Consider the following 22,979-nt stretch of genomic DNA (forward strand, 5'->3'; position numbering starts at 1 on the left):
TCCATTTTTTGATTGCTTAAGAAAATATTTTTTATTCTGTCATTAAGGATTTGGAATGAAAAATCCTATTTTTGATATTCTCATTCAACAAAAAATGAGAAAGAAAAGTTATCATTATAAATCAACTTGTTAGATTTAATTACTCTCCCAAAACTTAGAAATATACAATCTATTTTTATTCAACTGTGACTGATTTTGCTAAATTACGCGGTTGATCAACATCTGTTCCTAATAAAACAGCCGTATGATAAGCGATTAATTGAATGGGAAGCGCATAAATAATAGGAGCAATAAATTCTGGAACAACGGGCAAAGTAATCGTTGATAAAGTCTTCAGACAAGCTGCTTTTGCTCCTTTTTTATCGGTTATTAAAATAATACGACCATTGCGCGCTCCTACTTCTTGCATATTAGACAAAGTTTTTTCAAACCACCGATCATAAGGAGCCACAACAATAACGGGAATTGTCTCATCCACCAGTGCAATTGGTCCATGCTTCAACTCCCCCGCTGCATAACCTTCAGCATGAATATAAGAAAGCTCTTTCAGTTTTAGGGCTCCCTCCAAAGCAATCGGATAAGAAGTTCCACGTCCTAGATAAAGAACACTTTTTGCATTCACCAAATCACGACAAAGAGATTCAATTTTGCCTTCTAATTTTAAGACCTCATTTAAAATACGAGGAACTTCTGCCAACTGTTGAACCAATTGCTGTTCCATTTGAACTGTGAGATAGCCACGTTCTTTAGCCGCACTAAGTGCTATGGAAGCAAGTGTTGCCAATTGACAGGTAAAAGCTTTTGTTGAAGCAACACCTATTTCCGGTCCGGCAAGCGTTGGAAAAATAAAATCAGCCTCTCTTGCCATTGTTGATTGCTCAACATTCACAATTGTTGCTGTTTTTATACCCCGCTCACGACAATAACGCAAAGAAGCCAATGTATCAGCTGTTTCACCCGATTGAGAAACAAACAGAGATAATACATCAGAGGTTATAGGGGGTTCACGATAACGAAATTCTGAAGCAACATCATTATCAACACTCAAAGCAGCATATTTCTCAAACCAATAGCGCGCAACTAAGGTTGAATAATAAGCCGTTCCACAGCCTGCAAAAATAATCCGATTAATATTTGTCCAATCAATCAAGTTCTCAAAAGATCGAACGGTATAATTTCCAAGATCAAGATAATGCGCCAAATTATGAGAAATCACTTCAGGTTGTTCAAACATTTCCTTGTGCATAAAGTGACGATGATTTCCTTTAGAAATCAATAATGCTTCTTCAAGTAAGGTTGTCACAGAACGTTTTACCGGCTGATTGTCTCCATCATAAATTGTGACGCCTTCCCGTGTGAGAACAGCCCAATCCCCATCTTCCAAATAACTAATATGATCAACGAATGGAGCCAAAGCAATAGCATCGGATCCCACAAAAAATTCATCTTTTCCGTAACCAATTGCCAACGGTGGACCAGAGCGAGCCGCAATCATAAGATTATCTTCACCTTTGAAAATAAGAGCAAGTGCAAAAGCCCCCTGCAGTCTTTTCCAACTGGTACGCATAGCTTCTTGTGGAGAAAGACCACTTTTTAATGCACGCGTTATTAAATGTGCAATAACTTCCGTATCCGTCTCTGTTTCAAAGATATAACCCTCCTCGGTGAGTTCCTTTTGCAATTCTACGAAATTTTCAATAATACCATTATGAACAACCGCAAGCTTTTCAGTTACATGGGGATGCGCATTACGTTCAACAGCAACGCCATGTGTCGCCCAACGGGTATGGCCAATCCCTAAATTTCCCTTCAGAGGTGTTTTTTTCAATTTTTCTTCTAAATGAACAAGCTTCCCCTCAGCACGTACACGATAAAGATGCCCATTATAAACTGTTGCAACCCCAGATGAATCATACCCTCTATATTCAAGACGTTTTAACCCTTCAAGCAAAGACGGCGCAACACACCTCTTTCCAAGAATTCCAATAATTCCACACATTCAAAAGCTCCAACCCACATATCTTAAGATTTAAATCTCATAAAACAATCTAACAGCCTTTATTTAAAACGATAAATAATAAAATAATTTAAATATGGAGTACGGCAATCTTTAAGAATAAACCTCCTCTCCATCGTTAGATCAGTACAAAACAAAGGAATAGATTGAAAATGATCATTTTTTTTGTTTTTTTTCTAACAAGCGTGCCCGAAATTTTGTTGCATAGCCTTCTTTTATAACCTGTCGTGCACGCCCAAAAGCCATACTATTCATAGGAATATTTTCAGTAATAACACTTCCTGAAGCAACATAAGAGCCATCCCCTATTACCAATGGAGAAACAAGCGCCGTATTAGACCCAACAAAAGCATGATCACCAATCGTAGTTTTATATTTGTTAAATCCGTCATAATTGCATGTAATCGTACCAGCTCCAATATTAGTATGTTCACCAATTTCGGCATCACCAATATAACTTAAATGATTAATTTTAGAAGATTCTCCTACCTTGGCTTGTTTGATTTCACAAAAATTTCCAATCTTTACGGATTTAGCCAACTCTGTTCCAGGACGCAAACGTGCATAGGGACCAATCTGCGCATCTTGACCCACCACAGCACCTTCGAGATAACTAAATGCATGAATAACAGCACCAGATTGTACTTTCACGCCTAATCCAAAATAAACATTTGGTTCTATCACCACCCCTGGTTCAATTTCTGTATCATGAGAAAAATAGACTGTTTCTGGTTTTAAGAGTGTAACACCCGATAACATTAAATCGCGCGCTTTACGTTTTTGCCACAAAGAATCAGCCTCAGAAAGCTCAAGACCGTTGTTAATTCCTACAATATTTTCAAAAGGAACTTCAACAACACGTACATCTAATCCTTCACGCGAAGCAAGAGAAGCAATATCGGTTAAGTAATATTCCTTTTTCATATTGTTATTATCAACTTTCTCTAAAAGAGAAAGGGCGTGTTTTCCACGCATAGCGAGTATTCCCCCATTACAAAAAGAAATCTTTTTTTCTTCATTGCTCGCATCTTTTTCTTCAACAATTGCAATCAATTGACCATTTTTCTCGAGAAGGCGCCCATAACCTGTTGGATCTTGAGTATGAAAACCTGCAAAAACAACATCTGCCCCATCAGCAAGCTGTGCACGCATTTGACGCAATGAATCTTGTTGAATGAGAGGCGTATCCCCAAAAACGATGAGAACATCATCCACTCGCCTTTGCAAAGCTAAACGAGCCGATAAAACAGCATGCGCCGTTCCTAAACGCTGTTTTTGCTCAAAAATCATCACATCTTTTACACATGACTGAACAACATGTACAACCTCTTGAGCACCAAATCCTACAACGACAGCCAATTGTGAAGATCCTGCCAATTCTATTTGTTTTAGAACATGGCATATAAGAGGCAATCCAGCAATTTTATGAAGAACTTTAGGAAGAGACGATTTCATACGCGTCCCTTCACCGGCTGCAAGAACAATAGAAAGACAACTTCTAACCATAAAAACACATAAAACTAACGAGAAAATCCAAAAAAGTTCATAATATCGTGCCAACGAATATCTTCAACATAACTCAATGAAGGATAATGTTCTAAAAGCCAAAATGAAAGATCCTGCATAGAGCCTGTTAAAAATAAAATTCCTGTAAGAATAAGAAAAATACCAATAACTTTTTCAACTTTCCCTAAATGAATACGAAAAGCTGCTAAAAATCGCATAAAACGACTGGAAAATAAAGCTGCCAATACAAAAGGAACAGCAAGACCTAATGCATAAATGGCTAATAGAATAGCACCCTCACCCACCGTTTCTTTCGTGCCAGCAAGCGTTATAATAGGCCCTAAAATAGGACCAATACACGGTGTCCAACCAAAGGCAAAAGCTAACCCAATAACATAAGCTCCTAAAGGACCAGCCGGTATTTTATGAGTCTGAAAACGGGCTTCACGAAATAAAAACGAAATCTTGAAAAGCCCTAAAAAATTTAAACCAAAAATAATAATGATTATTCCAGCAGCAAGTGCAAACCAATCACGATAATAACCGATGAATTTACCAATTGTACTTGCACTAGCACCTAAAGCAACAAAAACGGTGGTAAACCCAAGAACAAAAGCAATAACAGAAGACAACAAAGCCCACCGTATAAAGACTTTCTCATCATGTTTTTCTGACCGAAAATCATCAATACCAATCCCTGCCATATAGCATAAATAAGGAGGCACTAATGGTAAAACACATGGAGACAAAAAAGAGAGAGCCCCCGCAAAAAATACACCAACTGTTGAAATTTCAATCAAAACGCACACCCCATCTTTCATCACGGTTTAGTTTTATGAACAATGATCAATCCATATCTTCATTAATTTGTTGCATATTTTGTTCATTCGCCACCACGCTTATATCTTCATCATGACCAGAAACGACAGAAAAAACCTTTTGATAAATTTTATCTTTATTTTTAGCAATGGCAATATACTCTCCCTCCGCTAATACGAGTGAAACATAAGCCCCAACTGTTTCATAAACAATATCACCAGAATCATTGGCAAGAGACCAACTTGTATCTGCAAGCGCTTCGCCTCCTTCTTGTCGTACCAGCTTTAACACAATTTGAGCGGCCTGATGCTCAAGAGTAACTTCCGTTATTTTACCAGCCTCTACTTGAATATCCGAACGCACCGTCGCATTAATGGAACCATAATGGGAAGCAACATGGTAGCGGCCAGCTTTTAAACGCACAATAGATTGAGGTTTAACATTTGATAAAATGATCCCCGTATCATCATTTTCTTTTTCATCTTCATAGATCGTGAAACGTAATTCCTTTTCATTGATTTCACCATTGAGCAGTGTCGCATTTAAAATAAGACCACCTGCCTCAAGATAAAAATTTTTTACAAGACTCTGCCCATTTTCTAGACGAATATAGCGCACAGCACTCATATGACCAAATGAAACATGAATAATATAGCTTCCTGGCTCAAGATCAAAACGTGCACTTCCCCCCTTATGGGTTGCCACTAATGGTAATTTATTATCAATCCCTAGAATAGGGGCATAAAGGCGCCACACAAGCCCTTTCTCAATATCTTGACGGCTATTTGTTAATCGAGCATTCAAAACAAGTTGTGCTTGAGATGCTAAACTCTCTTTTTCCTGCTCTTTGGACTTTAGAATAAAACTCCGTGATGGTCCCTGCTGCTGATCTATTCCTTCTTCACAAAAAGCATAGTGGCTCCAGATCAATAAAGTAAGCACCACGCATAACCGCACACATCGGTGCACTATTTTTACAAGACTAGCCATTTTTACATTGTTGACCAACATGATATTTTTTTCAAGAAACAATATCACAAAGTCCCACTCTCAAATTGAAAAACTTACACCACAACCACATGATGAAACAGCATTGGGATTATGAATCTGAAAAGACTGCCCCATAAGATCATCAACAAAATCAATCTCAGCTCCTTCCATGAAAGGAATCGATAGTGAATCAATAAGCACAATTGCCCCATCTTTTTTGAAAACGAGGTCATCTTTACACATTTCAGAAACCAAGTCATATTTATAAGAAAAACCCGAACATCCACCACCTTCAACAGAAATGCGTAAGGCTATTTTATCAGGTTCACGCAAAAGTATCTGTATAATTTGCTGGGCAGCAGCATCTGAAATTTTTACATTCATTTTATATATCCTTGCATTAAACCATCAAGAAAGAGTATTCCACACTATAAAGAGAAATTTATTCATCATAAACCACTCTCAATTTTAAGATGATAATGGACAGCTTGCAATGGATATAGGCACGATCAACTTCAATTACCAATCTCGAGCGCTCTACAGTGCTCACCCACAAACGAGCCGCGGCCGATTATTCCATGAAACGATGAGCTCTACACGCTCACCCTTTCAACGAGATAGAGATCGTATTATCCATTCTAATGCATTTCGACGTCTTAAACATAAAACGCAAGTATTTATTGCGGATGAAAGCGATCATTATCGTACCCGCCTTACCCATTCCATAGAAGTTTCCCAAATTGCACGAACACTCGCCAGGGCACTGTATCTTGATGAAGATCTCGCCGAAGCTATTGCTCTTGCGCATGATTTTGGGCACACACCCTTTGGCCATGCAGGAGAAGAAGCTCTCAATGAAGCCATGGCTCATTATGGCGGATTCGATCATAATGCACAAGCCTTACGCATTGTTACAAAACTAGAACAGCGCTATGCGAATTTTGATGGCCTCAACCTTACATGGGAAACCCTCGAAGGACTTGTAAAACATAACGGGCCCCTTTTAGGTCCTCACGCGAAGAATAAAGAGGTTCCCACCGACATTTTACAATACAATGCAAAGCAAGATCTTGCACTCGATTGTTTTGCAGGACTAGAAGCGCAATGTGCTGCGATTGCAGATGATATCGCATACAATGCCCATGATATTGATGATGGTTTACGATCGCAATTTTTAACACTCGATCAATTTGAAAACATATCACTAACAGCGGCCATCTTAAAAGATATTACAGATGAGCATCCCCGCCTCGACCAAGCACGACGCGGTTACACACTTGTACGAAGACAAATCACAACCATGGTCGAAGACGTTATCAAACAATCACATGAAAATTTGGCACGCATCAAACCAACCAGCATAAACGATATTTACCAAGCAAAACAAACGATTGTTACCTTTTCACCGTCAATGACTGTTTACGAAAAAGAACTAAAAAATTTTCTTTTTAAAAATCTTTATTACCACGAACAAGTTCTTAGTCGTCGCAATGCAGCAAAATCCATTGTACAAAAATTATTCAATTGTTATTATGAAAATCCAGATACAATGCCTGAAAGTTGGTGCCAAAAAACTGTGCACCTAAAAAATCAAGAATTAGCACGTCTGATTGCTGACTTTCTTTCAGGGATGACTGATCACTATGCTTTACGTGAATATCACCGTTTATTTGACCATACAGATCATTTCGTTTAATGGCTTTTGGCATTATCATGGAAGCTTAATATGAATATCTTTAAAAACTTCGAAAAAAAAATTAAAAAATCAATTGAATTATCTGATATAAAAGGAAAAAGTGGAGAAGATTTAGATTTATCAAAAATCACCGTTGATCCCCCACGTGATTCCTCCCATGGTCATTTATCAACCAATGCTGCTATGGTTCTTGCAAAATCTATTGGGATGGAGCCCCGTATACTTGCCGATAAAATCATAGAACTGCTTAAAAATGATTCCTCTATTGAGAATATTAATGTTGCCGGTCCTGGTTTTATCAATATCAAGCTTACAAAATTATTTTGGCAAGATGCTATAAAGTCTATGCTTGAATTAGGCCTTTCTTATGGTTGCATCCCTATAGGACAAGGAAAACGCGTCAATGTTGAATATGTCTCAGCAAATCCGACAGGCCCTATGCATGTAGGACACTGTCGCGGAGCCGTTGTTGGAGATGTTCTCTCTAATTTGCTGCAATTTACGGGCTATAACATCACGAAAGAATATTATATCAATGATGCTGGTCAACAAATCGAAGTCCTCGCTCACTCTGTACTGTTGCGCTATCATGAAGCTCTTGGACAAAAAATTAATGAAATTCCAGAGGGGCTCTATCCTGGAGAGTACTTGATACCATTGGGACAATCATTGGCTCAAGAGTTTGGTGATCAACTCCTCACCATGGATAAAGATGAAGCCTTATCTATCGTGAAAGAACGAGCAATTCAAGAAATGATGTCCATGATTCGTGAAGATTTGGCAGCTCTTAATATTTATCATGATATCTTTTTTTCTGAGCGAATGCTTTACGCAGATAATGCCCGTGCTATTCGTAACACCATTAACGATCTCACTTTAAATGGTTATATTTACAAAGGAAAACTCCCCCCTCCTAAAGGACAAAATGTAGAAGATTGGGAACCAAGTGAACAAACTTTGTTTCGTTCAACGAATGTTGGTGATGACCAAGACCGTGTTTTAGTTAAATCCGATGGTTCTTACACTTATTTTGCTGCTGATGTTGCTTATTTTCGGGATAAATTTAATCGTCGTTTTGATGAAATGATTTATATTCTAGGCGCAGACCATGCTGGCTATGTAAAGCGACTAGAAGCCATGGCAAAAGCAATTTCTGGGGATAAAGCCAAACTAAGTGTTTTCTTATGTCAATTGGTAAAACTCTTTCGCAATGGTCAACCTGTACGCATGTCAAAAAGAGCTGGATCATTTGTCACGCTAAGAGATGTTGTCGAGGAAGTTGGGCGTGATCCAGTGCGTTTTATGATGCTATACCGAAAATGCGAAGCTCCTCTTGATTTTGATTTTGCAAAAGTAACAGAACAATCAAAAGATAACCCTATCTTTTACGTACAATATGCAAGTGCACGTTGTCACTCAGTCTTTCGTCAAGCACAAGAAGTGCTTCATACTGAAAACTTTTCAGAGGATGTATTGATCCCCCATCTTCATCGACTAACAGATGACAATGAAATATTATTAATACGCAAACTTTCTGAATATCCACGTATCATTGAGCAAGCCGTCGTTCATAAAGAACCCCATCGATTAGCGTTTTATCTTTATGATCTTGCTTCCTGCTTTCACAGCCATTGGAATAAAGGGAGTGAAAGTCTCCATTTACGCTTTATTCAGCCTAATGATAAAGAATTATCCTTTGCAAGATTGGGCTTGATACAAGCTGTTATCAATATTTTATCATCAGGACTTAGCATCATAGGAGTCGAAGCCCCAATAGAAATGCGTTGAAAAAGTTCTATAAATACATACAATAGATACTTTATTGGTAAACTTTTTCATGTATTCTTGCATGAGAGGGGGAAAATTTATAATTTTAATGTAACAAATCAAAATTAACCATTGATTGCACATTAGTGCAAATCATTATGTGAGAAAAGCTATGAGCGATAACGATCGCAAAAATCCGCACGAAACAAACCAAGATCATGAACACCATGATCCTTTAGAAAGACTCACGCGCATTTTTAATCCGCCCAAACAAAGCGGAAACCAAAATGAGCACTCTTCTTTACAGACAGACCGATCGACATCTCATTCCAAAACATTACCCTCTGATGATGATTTTGATTTGTCCTTTCTAGAAGAAGAACTTGAAAATAATTTAACACATGACTTACCGTTTGATGATCAAAAAAAGCAATGGAACTTGCACGCAACCAGCAATGCAACAGCCTCAGATATTGCACAAACTGGTTCTTTCAACCATTCAAAACAAAATAATTTATCTGAAGAAAAATATTCTTCACCGGCCAGTCATGATGAAGAACAAATTTTAGACGCGCTTTCTCCATTACCAATCCAAAAGAATCAATTGTCTCAACAGAAAAAAACTGCAACAAGCTCTCATCCTTTTTTTGAAAAAAGAAATTTTATCTCACAATCAGAATCAGAAAACTTCTTTCTTAATGAATCTGAAAGACGCGAAAATAAGAGAGATGAGACAGAAGCTGTTGAAAAAAACAATCATTTTTCACAAACGAGCTCACAACAGCCTGAGACTTCGAATGTACAAAAAACTTATGATGATAATCAAAATTTCTATGATTCTTCCAGAAACCATCCCTATAACATTTCGGTAGATCAAGAAAATTTTTCCCCAAAAAATTATACGGATAGTTCCTCTTCTCCGGAAAGAAATGAATCCTTTTCATCTTCTAACCTTGTATCAGAAAGACAAAACACAGCAAAAAATCAGACAACAAGTGGCTTCTCCTCCCCTTTGAATTCTACACACATTGACAGACAATCTTATTTAGAGAAATCTTCACAAGAAGATCATATAGCCAATTATCCCCATTTTTTTGAAAAAAATCCTTCACAACAAGAAGCTTACAGTGAAAAGGTTCCAACATATAATGAGGCTCAAACCCAATACATCAATCAGCCTGAAAATGTCTCTCCTCCAAACAGAGAAGTTTCATATAACCAAAATAATTTAGATGAGTTTCTTTCCTCATCAAAACCTCTTAATACAAAACAAACAGAGAGCTTTTTTGCCCATAACTATACACACAGAGATACTCCCCCACCCAATGTTGATACTTATAAATTTTCGGAAGAAATCGTAGAAAAAACGGGCCCTATTATGGTTCCAGAAGTTCCGTATGAAGCCCCAGAATATGATGTACCAACAGGTGGTTTGGAAGAAGAGTTTGCAGATGTACTCAATGTAGGACATGTTCCAACAGATAATTTTTCTCAAAAACAACAGAAAAATGAAACTTTCAATGAAATTTTTCATCAAACTATGCAAAATTCAAAAGAAGGGGTTTATATAAATTCTAAAGAACAAAATGCCGACTATTTTTCTGATACCAATATTGAATATAATTCTCCCTCTTTGAGTGAGAATTCACTATACACAAATTCAGATGGAACTCCTACGCCTCCCTCAGCACCTCCTCCTCTTAAAAATTCTATTTTGGGTAAAGTTTTCATCAAAGGTATTTTTCTTCTTATTTTAGTAGCTATTGGGTTTACTGGTTATTATCATTTTTTCATGTCATCACAGAAAAATGAAGAAAGGGTCATTATCCATGCTGATAATACACCTTTTAAATTCAAACCAGAAACAACTGAAACGAAAAGTGATGTTGCCCATAATTTAGATGTCTATAAACAAACAACTGGGCAAAATGACAAACAAGAAAATACACAACAATTTCTTATCGATAGCTCTGAGCAACCTGATAGCTTAGAGGGATTAAATCCTGAAGAATCTTCAAATGTTTCATCATCTTCTTCAACTGAATCTGATGTTGAAGATGCAGTCACTGAAGCTATCAATCATACTATTCCAACGCGAGAAGTACAAACTGTTATTGTCAATCAAGATGGTACAATTACACTGGCTCCTGTACATCAAACAGAGAGCAAAACTGCTGCTCAATCTACTCAATCCATTGATCAAATTCCTGACGAGCTTCAAGAGTCATCCGTTGTTTTGTCGCATAATTCCGATAAAAATGACCAAGAAAGTGATTATGATCTTAAAAATAATATTGATAAAATAATCGCTGAAAATACTTCTAATGCGAATATTGAAGAAAAATTTATCCCAATTCCTTCCCATGCAGAGAGAAATACAGAAGTCGAAACGCACGCCGCCACTCACCCCACATCAGAAAATAGAGTTACACCACAAAATTCAGAGAATTATTACGTGCAACTTTCCTCTCAACCAACGCATGAGTTAGCGAGAGATTCTTTGAAAAATATGAAATCCAAATTTGGATTCATTATCGGGTCCCGTCCTTTAAATATTCAGTCGGCTTTCATACCAGGAAAAGGAACCTATTACCGTGTTCGTATTCAAACGCAAAACCGTGATGAAGCTATAATCCTTTGTGAGACCATCAAAAATTCTGGTGGAAGTTGCTTCACAACACGCTAAACCAATCATGTAACGGTTTTAACAACCGTTACATGATTTATTTCAATGATTTATCGGAAACTTCAGAAATTAAAATTATCTCCATCTTTTTGGCTTATATATTTACGCCGATTTTATTCTTTAATCTGCATCAATTTTCGCCTAATTTAAAAGATTATGTTTACGAAAAAATCACTGTGTACTCTTATAAGTATAAGGTACAGGAGGGGGTGAATTTAAATCTTTTTGAGGTGTTGTTATAGTCTGGCTTGTTTGTGGAGTATTATAACGTGAACTATGTTCAGGAGATCTTGCAAAAAAAGATCCTAAAAAACCAAAAACAAACCAAATAATAACTAGAGCAAGAAGAATAGCAAAAATACCCTTAGCAATTGAAATACGCTGCTCATGATCTTTTCTTTCTTCAGCCATACGTTCTTCATATGTGTGATAATTTTTATCAATCATAGTGGATTCCTTTTCTCAATCCCCTTAACCTTCAAATTTTTAGAAAATATGCATATATGAAATCATTCAGATACTTATTTTGAGAAAACGATAAAGAGAGATAAAAGTTCCAAATATCTTTATGAAGTGAGGAAAGAGAGCCGAGAGTAGAATTTAAAAATATCTACCATAACCTTTGAACTCTACAATAAAACATTGACACAAAGGATTTGCTAATAATAGAGTTATGATCAAAATATCTCATTATTTTTATTAATAAAAAATAAAACAGTCTCAAAAGGTTTTTCTTATGAAATCTCCCATATCGTCACTTCCCTTTACAATAGAACAGCACCTGTCACCTTTCTCAGAAGAAAAACGTGAAGAAATTCTAAAAAATCCAGGTTTTGGTCAATTCTTTACAGACCATATGTGCACTATTCAATGGACAGAAAACAAAGGCTGGCATAACGCCGTTATTTCTCAATACAAAGCTTTAGAAATTAACCCTGCAAGTACCGTTTTGCATTATGGACAGGAAATTTTTGAGGGTTTAAAAGCATATCGTGCAAAAGATGGACGCATCTTGCTCTTTCGTCCTGATGCCAATGCACAAAGATTTATAGAGTCAGCACAACGGTTAGCCATGCCAGAATTACCAAAAGATATTTTTTTGGATGCCGTTCACCAACTCGTAAAAATTGATCAAAAGTGGGTTTCTGATCATCCTAGCGCAAGCCTCTACATTCGTCCATTTATGTTTGGTAATGAAAGCTTTTTGGGCGTTCGCCCTTCTAAAGAATATCTTTTTTGTATCATAGCCTCTCCAGTTGAATCCTATTTCAAAGGAGAAGAAAAATCTGTTAGCGTCTGGATTGAAACAGAATATAGTCGTGCTGGTCCAGGAGGGACGGGTGCTGCAAAATGTGGTGGAAACTATGCTGCCAGCTTACTTGCACAAAAAAGTGCAATTGAAAATAATTGTAGCCAAGTGCTCTTCCTTGATATGGTTGAACATACATGGATTGAAGAACTTGGCGGTATGAATGTCTGCTTTATTATGGACAATAATACACTCGTAACTCCCCCTCTTAATGGAACGATCCTTCCGGGGATAACACGTCATTCAATTTTACAGTTAGCTCAACAAATGGGATTAACGATAGAAGAGCGTCCTTATTCTTTTGCATCGCTTCAAGAGGATGCAAAGAGTGGGCACCTTAAAGAAGTTTTTGCTTGTGGTACAGCTGCCGTTGTCACATCAATTGGCCGTTTTAGATATAAAGGGGGAGAATTTATTATCGGAAATGAAACAATTGGAGAAGTCACAAAGAAACTTCAAACACAATTAGTTGGTCTTCAAAAAGGGAATATAGAAGATAAAAATGGCTGGGTTCATTCTGTCCAGCTCTCATAATAAGACGATATTCTTATAATCTATAAAAAAGGCTTCCATGAAGATATATCAACCTTCATGGAAGTGTACACACTAAAAATAATCTCTCTATTTTTTAGGGATGACAAAAAAGAAAACATTAATCAAATTTCGAATGATCTCTATGCTTTGCTTTAATGTTACGGACTGTGCCCGTATGAGAACGCATGACAAGAGTTTCCGTTTGAATGTAGCGAGGTGTGAATTTAACACCAGACAGCATATTACCATCTGTCACCCCTGTTGCTGAGAACAAAACGTCACCCTTTGCCATTTCTTCCATTGTATAAACCTTATTAGGATCACTAATCCCCATTTTGGCTGCACGAGCAATTTTCTCTTCTGTATCAAGCAACAAACGACCTTGCATCTGTCCTCCAATGCAACGTAAAGCAGCAGATGCTAAAACACCCTCTGGAGCTCCACCAATTCCCATGTAAATATCAATTCCAGTTTCTTCTGGATCAGTTGTATCAATAACAGCAGCAACATCTCCATCACCAATCAAGCGAATCGATGCCCCTGTGGCTCGCACTTGATCAATCAATTTTTCATGACGAGGCCTATCCATAATACAAACAGTAATCTGATTAACAGCCACTCCTTTAGCCTTTGCAAGAGCGTGAATATTATCGGTAGGACAAGCATCTATATCCACCACTCCCTTTGGATAACCAGGACCAATAGCAATTTTGTTCATATAAACATCAGGAGCGTAAAGAAGGTTACCCTTTTCAGCAATAGCAACCACTGCCAAAGAATTGGCAAGATTTTTAGCACAAAGTGTTGTTCCTTCTAGTGGATCAAGTGCAATATCAATCGCCAGTCCACTTTGAAGACCTACTTTTTCTCCAATATAGAGCATGGGCGCTTCATCCCGCTCACCTTCACCAATCACCACTGTGCCCTCAATCGGCAATCGATTAAGTTCTTGGCGCATTGCATCTACAGCAGCTTGGTCCGCAGCCTTTTCATCACCACGTCCACGCCAGCGTGCAGCAGCAACAGCAGCACGTTCAGTGACACGTACTAATTCAAGTGTCAAAATACGATCAAGTCCATTTAAAGTCTTCTGAGTTGTGGGCATATGAAAAAATCCTACCGAATAAATACCAGAAAAAATATGAGTCCTTAATTAAGCTCTAAAAGTAAAGCTTTTGACAAAGATGAAAACTTTTCACAAGAGATAAAAGTATTCCAGCTTGTTTTATCAAAATAAGTTATCAATTCTCTGCCATACGTTCAATACGAATGAATTGAGATTTTGCAACAAGATGTCCATCTTTTTCAATTTCTGCAAGTGCCTGTCGTACATTTACTTCTGTTGTTTCATGCGTGATTAAAATAATCGTTTTTTCAATCTGATTTTTTACAAAAGGTCTTTGAACAATCGACTCTAACGAAATATGATTATCAGCCATATGCCTTGCAACCGCGGCAAAAACACCAGCACGATCATGAACATTTAAACGTATAAAATACCCTCCTGCATGATGTGAAATACGTGCTTTTTTATGAGGAGAAAGTTCTAATGCTGGACGTCTTAAAACAGGTGCATAGTGAAAACCAGAACGTACTTTTGCTATATCAGCCAAATCACCAATAACAGCTGATGCTGTTGCCATTCCTCCAGCACCAGGGCCAGAAAACAGTAATTCACCTAATAAATCACTTTGAATAGAAAGAGCATTGGTTACACCATTGATCTGTGCAATCATTGAAGATGTTGGGACCATTGTCGGATGAACGCGTTGCTCTATCCCTGAATCCGTTTTTAATGCAACCCCTAAAAGCTTAATACGATACCCCAATTCATCAGCTGCCCGAATATCAATCTGCGAAATATTATGAATTCCTTCAACATAAACATCATCTAACGAAACAGCTGTTCCAAATGCCAAACTTGTCAACAAAGCTAATTTATGAGCCGTATCATTTCCCTGAATATCAAAAGTTGGATCTGCTTCAGCATAACCCAATCTTTGTGCATCGGCTAAACACTCTCTGAATGAAAGACCTTCTGTAAACATGCGTGTTAATATATAATTACAGGTTCCATTGAGAATACCATAAATCCGCGATATGTGATTACCGACAAGTGATTCTCTCATCGCTTTAATAACAGGGATTCCCCCTGCGACAGCTGCTTCAAAATGAAGAAAAACACCTTTTTGTTCTGCAATTATAGCCAGTTCTACTCCATGTCGAGCAAGAAGAGCTTTATTGGCTGTCACAACATGATGTCCTGCCTCAAGTGCCCTCTTAACAGCAGTATATACAATATCCAATTCACCACCAATTAACTCGACAAAAACATCAATCTCATCAAAGGCAGCCATCTCCACAGGTGAATCAAACCATCTTATATTACTAAGATCAATTCCACGATCACGGACTTTATCGCGCGCACTAACAGCAACGACTTTAATGGATCGCCCACACTGACAAGCCAAACTATTTGCTTTTTCACATAGAGCTCGAACAACTGAGGTACCAACCGTACCAAGTCCTGCAACGCCAACTTTTAAAGCTTCTGCCATTATCTAACCACTGATCCCTATCTTTATTGAAAAATCATTTAAATGATGTGCCAATTAATACAAAGAATACTGATATCCATCAGGACAAAAGAAATTCCCAGCTCCCTCCAAACTCTTTTTTCTAATAGAATTATCCCCGCTTGTTCAATCAAAATTCCCCAAAATACAAATATTTATTTTCTTCTAAAATTTAAAAAACTTTATAAAAGATCTAATTCAACATGAGAATCTACAAAACTGATAAATGCAAGTTATCGTAAAAAACTGCTTTATTTTTAAATAAGCAAAAGCCTTCTCATAAAAATCAACCTCTATCAACAAAGGATAGAAAAAAATCTCTCAAAAGCAATCAATAATAAGCGAAAGAATGTAGAATATTTGATAGAAAATACAAACATATCTCTTCCAAATCAACAAGTATTAAACAAAAAACATTCTTTCATATGATACGTAAAGAGAATGGACAAAATATAAAGTAGGTTATTAAATAATAACATATTCCTTCCTACCATTATATAGCTTGAACTGTCTGTTCTTCAATGTAAAGATCTTAACATTCTCCTTGTCTAAAAATAGAACCTGACATTAAAGTAAAAAAAACAAAAACTCACGTGTGTTCAGAAGGATTCTGAAAAATTACAAATATGGAGAATAAATTTGCAAAATTCGAGTATTTTACCTCAACTCATTGCCACTCTTTTGAAAAACGAATAAAAAGCATAAAATTGAGAAAAATAATTTTTAAGATATTTTGTAGAACTTTCCTCAATATTTTTCATTCTATCATATTGAACATTGAACAATGTCTCCAGCTTATGCTTCAAAAAAAACTTTTTATGTGATTCGTATATTTATTAACTAGCTCTAAATATTGGCTTTTCCCTTCATAAATTATACGGCTTTTCTTTATGATAAGCTCAAATAAGCAGCCTTCTGTATAAAAGCTCTCTTACGTAAGTTAAAGAATATTTACATGTACAAGCATGAAACAAAGATGAATAAAATATGTAAAAAATAAACAACAAATATCATTCACTCAATATGATGTTCGCAGCAAAATTTTTTATTTATCATGATAACTCTATATTTTTTCTGCCAAAAATTTTAGGAAATAAAATGATCTAAATAAAAGTCATTTAAAAATTATTCAATAAAACACACTTTTTTAAAAAAAAATGACACAGAGGGCTTGCGAAGTAAAAAGATCATCTCTATAAGCCTCATCATTGGTTTGCGCCCATCGTCTAGCGGTTAGGACATCGCCCTTTCACGGCGGAAACAGGGGTTCGATTCCCCTTGGGCGTACCAATTTTCCTTTTGTTCTTTTTAACGTATTGGTTTTCCTTGTATTTTTAAATCTAAGGGATCACAAATAAAAATGAAGGGACAGGCCTTTAAAGGAGTCTTTTCTTAAAAAAGGTGCAAAAGATATCTAATGATTCATTTGTTGTTTCTTTTCAGGAAAAGTACTTTAATCCAATCCTTAGTAGAAATAGAAAATCAATAAAATATAAGTTGGATGACTTTCTCTAGTGATAAAATGGTTTTATAAGCCACATTTGTACGTATGCTGTTAATTTTTAAATAAAAACAGACCACGCCTTTATGCATTTCTTTCAACTTTTAAAACTAAAATTGATCATCAAGAACGCATTTTAGATGAATCATCTCTCATTACAGGGACTTTTATATCGCATTAAATTTTTTATAAACAAACAAACCATAATTTTAGATCAAATGGCGATAAACAGTAAATGCTTACTCACACAAAAAGACTCAAGAAACCCTCATTGTGAACACAATCAACGTATCAAATCGTTAAATAGAAAATTTGATAATAAAAAAGCATATCCCTATTAAATCTCCTCAATCTATCTATTAAATTAGACTTTTTATCAATTACACAATGATAATAGGTTTGCAAACACATTACTTCTTTTCAAAAATTAAACTCTTCAATAAAATTTTACACTCTATTGATCATATATTCTATCCCCCATATTTACATGCCTTTTTCCCTTGTTTTTACTTTTCATTATAAACCTGAAAGTGCTATAAAGTAATATCATTTAAAAGAAAAAGGACTTCTAATGGCAAAGATCAAAGTAGAAAATCCCGTTGTTGAACTCGATGGGGATGAAATGACTCGTATCATTTGGCAATATATCAAAGATAAATTAATCCATCCTTATCTCGATATTGATCTCAAATATTATGATCTTTCTATTGAAAATCGAGATGCAACCAATGATCAGGTAACGATCGATTCTGCCAATGCTATCAAAAAATACGGGGTTGGTATAAAGTGTGCAACCATCACACCGGATGAAGCACGTGTTAAAGAATTCAACTTAAAAAAAATGTGGAAATCACCTAATGGTACGATTCGTAATATTTTAGGGGGGGTTATTTTTCGCGAACCTATTATCTGTAAAAATGTTCCACGTCTCGTACCTAACTGGACAAAACCAATTATTATCGGACGTCATGCCTTTGGTGATCAGTATAAAGCGACGGATTTCAAATTTCCAGGCAAAGGAAAATTAAGTATTAAATTTGTTGGTGATGATAATCAAGTTATTGAGCATGATGTTTTTGATGCCCCAAGTGCAGGGGTTGCCATGGCAATGTATAATCTTGATGAGTCAATTCGTGATTTTGCCCGTGCATCTTTTAATTATGGGCTACAGCGGAATGTTCCGGTTTATCTTTCAACAAAAAATACCATCCTAAAAACTTACGATGGACGTTTTAAAGATATCTTTCAAGAAATATTTGATACGGAATTTAAAGATGAATTTGAAAACCGTAAATTGTATTACGAACACCGTCTCATTGATGATATGGTTGCTTCGGCACTTAAATGGTCAGGTGGCTATGTCTGGGCATGTAAAAACTATGATGGTGATGTGCAATCAGATATCGTTGCTCAAGGCTTTGGTTCTCTTGGTCTTATGACTTCTGTTCTCATGACACCGGACGGTAAAATTGTTGAAGCAGAGGCCGCACACGGCACCGTAACACGCCATTATCGTCAACATCAAAAGAATGAAGAAACATCAACAAATTCTATTGCATCTATTTTTGCATGGACTCGTGGACTAGCGCATCGTGCTAAACTCGATAACAATGATAAATTAAAAAACTTTGCCACAACATTGGAAGAAGTTTGTATTAAAACCGTTGAAGAAGGTTTTATGACGAAAGATCTCGCTCTTTTAATTGGACCTCAACAAAAATGGCTTTCTACAACAGGTTTTCTCGATAAAATTGATGAAAATCTCAAAAAAGAAATGGATAATTAAGCAATAATTTAATTAAAATTCAAAGCTCTATTTAGAGCTTTGAATTTTTCTTGGTGAATTTTAAAAACTACCTTATAAATAGAAAGAGAATAAACTTTTATTAAATAGCAAAAACAGTGAAAAGACAAAGCTGGTCTACGCTTCTATTGAGTAAAAATGGTCTTTGCTTTTTAACGTTTACAGGCGGAGTTGTGTTACACGCCACTAACGTTTATATTGTTATTACTATTTTACCCTCTCTTATGAATCATATTGGCAATGAAATATATTATTCTTGGGTTGCGACTGTCTTCATTACAGCTTCTCTCATAGGAACTTCTCTTGCAACAAGAATATTAGGGAAATTAGGTCCTCGTAACACTTATGTTATCTCTGGAATTATCTTTACCCTAGGGACTTTTTTGTGCAGCATTTCTTCATCTATGCCATTATTTTTAATAGGACGCTTTATTCAAGGATTTGGAAGTGGCTCTTTGTTATCCCTATCCTATTCCATGGTACGTATTTTTTTAAACCCATCTTTATGGTCACACGCATTAAGTGTTATTTCTGGAATGTGGGGAATATCAACCTTATTAGGGCCAGCGATTGGAGGACTTTCCGTATATTATGGTCTATGGCGAGCATCCTTTTGGATCATTGGTATATTTGCTATATTCTTCTCACTCATCGCCTTTAAACTTTTACCAAAACAGAATAAAAATGATATTCCAACATCCCCTTTTCCTCTTCTCCAGCTTTTCATACTCACCTTATTGATTTTTATCATTTCGATTGGAGGGGCTATGGAGTCGACAATGGCAAAAATCTGCGGGATCGTTATCGGACTTAGTTTTCTCTTTGTTCTAGCAAGAATTGAATTATCTAATCTTCATCCTATGTTGCCATACAAATCCTTTTCTTTTTCTTCTGAAATTTTTCCTGTTTACGCATTGATCCTCGTTATGACAACAGTCGTATACAGTATAGAACTTTATTTTCCACTTTTTCTTCAAGAGCTTCATGGGCAAGCTCCACTTATTGCTGGTTATATAGCAGCACTCATGAGCCTAGGGTGGACATGTGGAGCTCTTTCAAGTGCTGGTATCTCCGTAAGAAAAATTCGCAACATCATTGTATACTCCCCCTTATTAAAACTGTTAGGCATCACTATTCTTTTATGGCTTATTCCAACAGAAGTTTCCACACTTGAATATATTTTTATTATTTGCTTAGCACTATTTTCTATTGGGGTCAGTGCAGGCATAGCGTGGCCACATTTGCTCACAAGGATATTACAATGTACAAATGATGAAGATGCTCTGCGTGCAAGTGAATCCCTTACCTTTGTACAACTATTTTCAGCAGCCTTAAGTGCAACTCTAGCAGGAGTCATCACTAATCTTGCTGGCCTCTCTAATCCTGGAGGAACAATAGGAATGATCTTAGCAGCCAAAACACTTCTTATCGTGCTCATGGGGCTTTTATTTTGTTTTGCTATTCCATTAGCGCTGCGCATTTCCTACTGCATATTAAAAAATCCAACAGGACATTCCAATAATCATTAAAAATAAATATAAAAATTTCTTCTTTACTCAAAAAAATATTAAGCACGCTTCTCCATAAACCATGAGACGCAAAAAACCATTAATCCACAAAAAGTTAGAATACTCCCTAAAATGGCTGTATATTCATAACTATAGCCCAATTTTAAAACCAATGCTCCAGCTTCTGCACCAAGAGCGTTGGCAATATTAAAAGCAGACTGCATTAATGCTCCTGCCAAAATTTGTCCCTGTAGTGCAACATCCATAATTTTTGTTTGTATAGAAGGCATAGCTGCAAAAGAAGTCCCAACCAAAAAGCATCCTATTGCTGCTGTTAACGGAGCATAAGATAAAAAGAAAAAAAGAAAAAAAACACATACGCTCCAAAGCATAGAAAAAAATATCATCGGCGAAATGCCTATTTTAGTAGCCAGTCTAGGCCCCAAGAGGTTTCCTACCACCATTCCAAGTCCAACTAACGGCATAATAAAGGGTACCCACTCAAGTGAAACACCAGAAATATACATTAATGTTGACTTAATATAAGTAAAAACAGAAAATAATCCTGACGCTCCCACCGAAACCATTGTTAAAAGAAGCCACACCTGCTTTTGTTTTAATGCACCCATTTCGCGTAAAGGGCTCGTTCTTTTAATCCTTAAATCGTAAGGCAAAAAATTCCAAATAAGCAAACAACATAATAAAGCAATCATACCCACAAGGATAAAAGCAATCTGCCAACCAATAAGTTGACCAATCCAAGTTGCACTTGGTGCTCCTAAAACGGTTGCAATAGTTAAGCCAAGCATGACAGACCCAACAGCTTTGGAGCGTTCATTCATTTCCACCATTGAAGAAGCAACCATAGCCGCAAGTCCGAAATAGATTCCATGGGGAAGACCACTGAGAAAGCGTAATACGACTAATGTATTAAAATCAGAAAAAAAAGCACTCGCAATATTTGCTAAGGCATAAAAAAACATCAACCCTATCAAAATAGTTTTACGTGAAAATTGAGCAGTTGCAACAGCTAAAAGAGGAGCTCCAATCACAACCCCTAATGCATAAGCAGAAATATATTGACCCGCAGTAGGAATATCAACATATGAACTTCGTGCCATCTCTGGTAAAAGCCCCATTGCAACAAACTCCGCCGTCCCGATAGCAAAGCTGCCCACTGAAAGGGCTAAAATTGCTAAACGCCGTATTCTAGAATCAACTTCCAATGCAAGAATGTTTTGTTTATGAGAATCCTTCATATCATCACTTCTGTATAAGAATCTTTGCTGTAGATATCTGTAATACGGGAAAAAATTCAAAACATTGTTATACGCATAGCAAATCGTCCCCAATAAAGTTTTAGAAACATTTTGATATATAAGTATTTTACGAAATTTTTAGTAAGATTCTTTTATGAAAGATCTTTAAAAAAACCAACGGTTATAGATGTATTCAACTATTTTTATAAGACCTGCAGATAATAAACCCAGGATAATAAACTTTATTTCCATCTTTACGCTTATGGAGTAACAAGCCAGCACCATCATTATATTTGCCAGCCCCCAATGTTGCGACAGACCTTGCATTAAGACGGTTCATAAGAGCCATTTTAGTTCTTTCTTATACAGTTTTTTACCCACACCAACCCCGCTTGTGGTGTGCAAGCAAGTGATATTGATTGATTCAACATAAACAGATTTTAAATGAGAGAATCTTACGTTATTCGAGATTCTAATTCAATATGAATACCGCTAGATTATCATTATAAATCAATACGTTGTATTATTTTTTCAGCAGTTTCAATTTTACCTTAAATCTTTATTTAGAACGATATATCACACGCTATAAACAATTCTAAAACTTATTGAAAAATACATTCCAAACAGGTGAACCATATCTCATCATTATCTTGATACAAATATAAAAACCTCTGCCTAATTTATTATTTCTTCGTTTTTATGGTCTAGATGAATCCTCTCCAAATTGATAAGCTATAATTTCAATGCGTATGCTATCTTATAGGTTATTACAGAATCTTTTTAAAATTTTCATGATAATCGTGCTTGATTTTTCCATTGATTCAATAATCCTATTCTAGAGGCATTTATTCCTATCTCATCTCATCAAAAAATAGCATAAGATCTTTTTGATTTAATTCACTATCTGTAAATTTGAAATATTCACATAATATATTATGATTTTTATATAACTATAATACAAAATAAATACGATATTTTTTTATTTAAATATACTTACTTATCTTTTA

15 protein-coding genes, 1 tRNA gene and 1 pseudogene are annotated in these 22,979 nt (G+C 36.2%); 7 read left to right on the plus strand and 10 right to left on the minus strand.

Going from position 1 to position 22,979, the window contains the following annotated elements:
• Positions 1–175: 175 nt before the first annotated feature.
• The 5 genes from glmS to FS875_RS05915 form a co-directional block, all read right to left on the minus strand.
• Positions 176–1,999 carry a glutamine--fructose-6-phosphate transaminase (isomerizing) gene (glmS, locus tag FS875_RS05895; RefSeq protein WP_144754376.1) on the minus strand — a complete coding sequence of 608 codons (1,824 nt, stop codon included), beginning with the start codon at positions 1,997–1,999 and terminating at the stop codon, positions 176–178.
• Positions 2,000–2,173: 174 nt separating this feature from the next.
• Complete coding sequence (gene glmU, locus FS875_RS05900) at positions 2,174–3,523, minus strand: bifunctional UDP-N-acetylglucosamine diphosphorylase/glucosamine-1-phosphate N-acetyltransferase GlmU (protein WP_144754379.1); 1,350 nt, start codon at positions 3,521–3,523, stop codon at positions 2,174–2,176.
• 14 nt (positions 3,524–3,537) lie between these two features.
• Positions 3,538–4,344, minus strand: coding sequence for a cytochrome c biogenesis CcdA family protein (locus FS875_RS05905; protein ID WP_144754382.1), 807 nt, complete (start codon positions 4,342–4,344; stop codon positions 3,538–3,540).
• Between the two features lie 25 nt (positions 4,345–4,369).
• On the minus strand, positions 4,370–5,353 hold the full coding sequence (locus tag FS875_RS05910) for a carboxypeptidase regulatory-like domain-containing protein (RefSeq protein ID WP_207999988.1): 984 nt from the start codon (positions 5,351–5,353) through the stop codon (positions 4,370–4,372).
• A gap of 39 nt (positions 5,354–5,392) precedes the next feature.
• On the minus strand, positions 5,393–5,716 hold the full coding sequence (locus FS875_RS05915; protein WP_144754385.1) for a HesB/IscA family protein: 324 nt from the start codon (positions 5,714–5,716) through the stop codon (positions 5,393–5,395).
• 109 nt (positions 5,717–5,825) lie between these two features.
• Between FS875_RS05915 and FS875_RS05920 the strand changes: the two genes are divergently transcribed.
• The 3 genes from FS875_RS05920 (at position 5,826) to FS875_RS05930 (ending at position 11,481) form a co-directional block, all read left to right on the plus strand.
• On the plus strand, positions 5,826–7,028 hold the full coding sequence (locus tag FS875_RS05920; protein WP_144754388.1) for a deoxyguanosinetriphosphate triphosphohydrolase: 1,203 nt from the start codon (positions 5,826–5,828) through the stop codon (positions 7,026–7,028).
• 30 nt (positions 7,029–7,058) lie between these two features.
• Complete coding sequence (gene argS, locus FS875_RS05925) at positions 7,059–8,816, plus strand: arginine--tRNA ligase (RefSeq protein ID WP_144754391.1); 1,758 nt, start codon at positions 7,059–7,061, stop codon at positions 8,814–8,816.
• A 151-nt stretch (positions 8,817–8,967) separates the two neighbouring features.
• Positions 8,968–11,481, plus strand: coding sequence for an SPOR domain-containing protein (locus FS875_RS05930; RefSeq protein WP_144754394.1), 2,514 nt, complete (start codon positions 8,968–8,970; stop codon positions 11,479–11,481).
• 171 nt (positions 11,482–11,652) lie between these two features.
• Here the strand turns inward: FS875_RS05930 and FS875_RS05935 are convergent, their stop codons facing one another.
• A complete protein-coding gene (locus tag FS875_RS05935; RefSeq protein WP_144754397.1) occupies positions 11,653–11,928 on the minus strand; it encodes a hypothetical protein in 276 nt (91 codons plus the stop codon).
• Between the two features lie 289 nt (positions 11,929–12,217).
• On the opposite strand from FS875_RS05935, the gene FS875_RS05940 reads away from it, so the two are divergent.
• Positions 12,218–13,324 (plus strand): branched-chain amino acid aminotransferase, encoded by a 1,107-nt coding sequence (locus tag FS875_RS05940; protein WP_144754400.1) that lies wholly within the window; start codon positions 12,218–12,220, stop codon positions 13,322–13,324.
• A 118-nt stretch (positions 13,325–13,442) separates the two neighbouring features.
• Here the strand turns inward: FS875_RS05940 and glpX are convergent, their stop codons facing one another.
• Positions 13,443–14,429: a class II fructose-bisphosphatase gene (gene glpX / locus FS875_RS05945; protein ID WP_144754403.1), complete on the minus strand. Its 987-nt coding sequence runs from the start codon at positions 14,427–14,429 to the stop codon at positions 13,443–13,445.
• A 136-nt stretch (positions 14,430–14,565) separates the two neighbouring features.
• Positions 14,566–15,882 carry a homoserine dehydrogenase gene (locus tag FS875_RS05950; RefSeq protein ID WP_144754407.1) on the minus strand — a complete coding sequence of 439 codons (1,317 nt, stop codon included), beginning with the start codon at positions 15,880–15,882 and terminating at the stop codon, positions 14,566–14,568.
• A gap of 1,233 nt (positions 15,883–17,115) precedes the next feature.
• On the opposite strand from FS875_RS05950, the gene FS875_RS05955 reads away from it, so the two are divergent.
• From FS875_RS05955 to FS875_RS05965, 3 genes are all read left to right on the plus strand, one after another.
• Positions 17,116–17,190: transfer RNA gene (locus tag FS875_RS05955), tRNA-Glu, on the plus strand.
• Between the two features lie 782 nt (positions 17,191–17,972).
• On the plus strand, positions 17,973–19,187 hold the full coding sequence (locus FS875_RS05960; protein WP_144754410.1) for an NADP-dependent isocitrate dehydrogenase: 1,215 nt from the start codon (positions 17,973–17,975) through the stop codon (positions 19,185–19,187).
• A 116-nt stretch (positions 19,188–19,303) separates the two neighbouring features.
• The gene (locus tag FS875_RS05965) at positions 19,304–20,734 is read left to right on the plus strand and encodes an MFS transporter (RefSeq protein ID WP_144754413.1); all 1,431 of its coding nucleotides are present in this window, start codon (positions 19,304–19,306) and stop codon (positions 20,732–20,734) included.
• A 38-nt stretch (positions 20,735–20,772) separates the two neighbouring features.
• On the opposite strand, the gene FS875_RS05970 is transcribed toward FS875_RS05965, so the two are convergent.
• Positions 20,773–21,972, minus strand: a complete 1,200-nt coding sequence (locus FS875_RS05970) for an MFS transporter (RefSeq protein ID WP_144754416.1) — start codon at positions 21,970–21,972, stop codon at positions 20,773–20,775.
• Between the two features lie 247 nt (positions 21,973–22,219).
• A pseudogene (locus tag FS875_RS10165) lies at positions 22,220–22,321 on the minus strand (integrase); the annotation flags it as partial.
• Positions 22,322–22,979: the final 658 nt, after the last annotated feature.

This window comes from Bartonella saheliensis, assembly GCF_902162175.1.